Source organism: Cupriavidus sp. KB_39, from assembly GCF_052114485.1.
In the GTDB taxonomy this organism is placed as follows: Bacteria; Pseudomonadota; Gammaproteobacteria; order Burkholderiales; family Burkholderiaceae; genus Cupriavidus.
On the sequence record NZ_JBFREV010000096.1, the window covers coordinates 1 to 2862 of the forward strand.

2 protein-coding genes are annotated in these 2862 nt (G+C 66.4%); both read left to right on the forward strand.

Features of this window, described 5'->3' with window-relative positions; translation table 11 throughout:
• On the forward strand, positions 1 to 223 hold a 223-nt coding region (locus AB4Z27_RS28630), incomplete at its 5' end, for a CDP-diacylglycerol diphosphatase (protein WP_441645931.1).
• 158 nt (positions 224 to 381) lie between these two features.
• The coding region (locus AB4Z27_RS28635) for a type VI secretion system Vgr family protein (RefSeq protein ID WP_441645932.1) at positions 382 to 2862 on the forward strand (2481 nt) is incomplete at its 3' end.

Here is a 2862-nt window from a genome sequence, read left to right on the forward strand (position 1 = left end):
GGCGAAGCGCGTGCCGGCGGACCAGCCGGTGCTGGCCTTCAATCCGTTCGATGAGGTGCATCGCGAAACGGCGGGCACCGCCGGCGACACGCAGGACCGCGGCATCTTTCTCGCTTACGCGGGCGGCGGCTTTGTCGTCGTGGATGAGCCGGTCGCTCTCGCGCCGGCCAACAACGGCCATGCCAGCGATTTCCTGGACCGTGGCTGCAAGCTAGGCCGATAGATCGGGCGCCTGGGAAGGCGCCGGCCTGACCTCAGGTAATTCCGAGAAAGCCTAGGAAATTCAAGCAATTAGTCACACATGACGTAGCGCAAACAGCGCGCTTTGGGCGCTTCCGGCGCCATCGAAACGGAGTACGGTTCTGCCGCAAATCCGAGTCGATGGGGAAGGAAGTGGAAGCAATAGCGCAGCGGAAGGAATACTGGGCGGACGACGGCGACGCCCGGCTGAAGAGGAGGCAGGTCTACTACCTCGACGTGCCCGGCGCCGCCAATGCCGCCGCGCTGTCGGTGGTGTCATTCACTGCCGAAGAACGGCTTGGCGAGACCTACGTCGTCACGGTGCAGTTCACGCACCCGCTCGAACTCGAGCGTGCCGACTATCTCGGCAAGGCCGCCACCTTCCGCATTGACCATGGCGACCCCATCGACGGGGCCGCGCCGCGCCAGTTCGCCGGCTGCATCACCCGGCTCAGCCGGCTCCAGCGCTCCCGCGACCTGTTCAGCTACGAGGCCGTGGTCGAACCGCTCGCCGCACGGCTGAAGCTTACGCAGGCCAGTCGCATCTACCAGCACCAGACCGCGCCGCAGATCATCGAGGCCATCCTGCGCCGGCACGACCTGCAGGGCCATCAGTTCGCCTTCCGGCTGCGCCGCAAGTATCCGCAGCACGCGTTCCGCTTCCAGTACCAGATGTCCGACTGGGCCTACATCCGGCTGCTGATGGAGCAGGAGGGGCTGTACAGCTACTTCGTGCCCGGCAAGTTCGGCGAGATGCTGGTGTTCGGGGATGACATCGACCATTACCTCTACCAGCCGGAACTGCGCGTGCCGTACCGCGAAACCGCCGGGCTGGAGGCGGGCGTGGAGGCGGTGCTGGCGCTGCAATCTCATGCGACGACCGTGGCGGCGTCATTTCGCGTGGCCGATTACCACCCGGGCAGCGCGTGGGAGCGCTTCACCGGCGAGGCCAACGTCGCGCGCAAGGAGACGACGACCTACGGGCAGTCCTATGTCTTCGGCACCCATCATCTGGACTTCGAGGGCGGCAAGTGGGAGGCGCAGCTACGCCATGAAGCGGCGATGGCCGGCCAGTTGGTGTTCTCGGGCGAGAGTAACGTGCTGGACCTGCGCCCGGCGCGCATCCTCCGCATGGATCTGGCGCTGGCGGAGGCGCCGAACGGGCAGGTCATCACCGAGGTTATCCACACCGGCGCGCGCGATGCCGCCTATCGCAACACCTTCAAGGCCATTCCCTCTGACCGGCGCTTCCGCCTGCCGCTGGCCGAAGACCGCTGGCCGAGGATCCAGGGCACGCTGTCTGCCCGCGTGACCTCGCCGGGCCAGTACAAGTACGCCTACCTGACGCAGCAGGGGCACTACACGGTCCGCTTCGACCTCGATTTCGACACCTGGCCGAATGGCGGCGAAAGCGTGCCGCTGGCGCTGGCCAAGCCGTTCGCCGGGGCGAGGCAGACCGGCTTCCACTTCCCGCTCGTCGATGGCACCTATGTGGACGTGGCCTTCCGCGACGGCAATCCGAACAAGCCATACATCGCCCACGTGCAGCACAACAGCCAGCACGAGGACCTGATCACCAACCGGGACCGCTGGCTGTCTCGCAACGTGATCCGCACCCAGAGCAATAACAAGCTGCGCTTCGAGGACTGGGAGGGGCAGGAGGGCGTCAAGCTCTCCACCGACTTTGCGCGCAAGTCGCAGCTGAATCTTGGCTATCTCGTCGACGACAAGCGGCAGAAGCGCGGCGAGGGCTTCGAGCTGCGCACGTCCGGATGGGGTGCGATCCGGGGCGGCAAGGGCCTGTTCCTGTCGGCGGACGACCAGCCCAGCGCCAAGGGCCCACAGCTCGGCATGGACGCGGCCCGGGGTTTGCTCCAGCAGGCACTCAGTCAGGCCGAAGCGCTGGCCTCCGCCGCGCAGGCGGCACAGGCGGTGGCGGCAGACTACGGCCGCCAGAAGGCGCTGCTCGACAACACGCTGGACACCCTCAAGCAGGCCGGCCTGCTGGCCAGCGCCCCGGCCGGCATGGCGCTGGCGTCTGGCGGCGACCTGCAACTGAGCGCGAGCCAGAACTTGATCGGCACATCGGGTGGCCACGCGGACTTCAGCGCGCTGAAGCGCTTCACCGTCGCCGCCGGCGAGCTGGTGTCGATCTTCGCGCARAAGCTCGGCATCAAGCTGTTCGCCGCGCGGGGACCCATCGACATCCAGGCGCAGAGCGACGACATGCGTCTGCTGGCCGACCGCAACGTGACCATCAGCAGCGCCAACGGCAGGGTGGTCATCGAGGCCGAAAAGGAACTGCTGCTGAAGTGCGGCGGTTCATTCCTGCGGCTGTCGCTCACGGGCATCGAGGACGGCACGCGCGGCGACCGGATCATCCGATCGGCTTCCTATCAGCAGACGATAAAGCAGTCGCTTTCTCAGGCGATGAATACGTGGAAGCACGCGGAGTTCGATGAAGCGTTCACGGTCCGCTGGCCGTTCGACGACGAGCCCGCCAGCCATGAGTCGTATGCCGTGCTCCGCGACGACGGCAGCCGCATTCGTGGCGCGGCCGATGCGGAAGGCAAGACGTCGCTGCAGAAGAGCCTCTTCGCCGAGAGCGTCGACCTGCTTTGC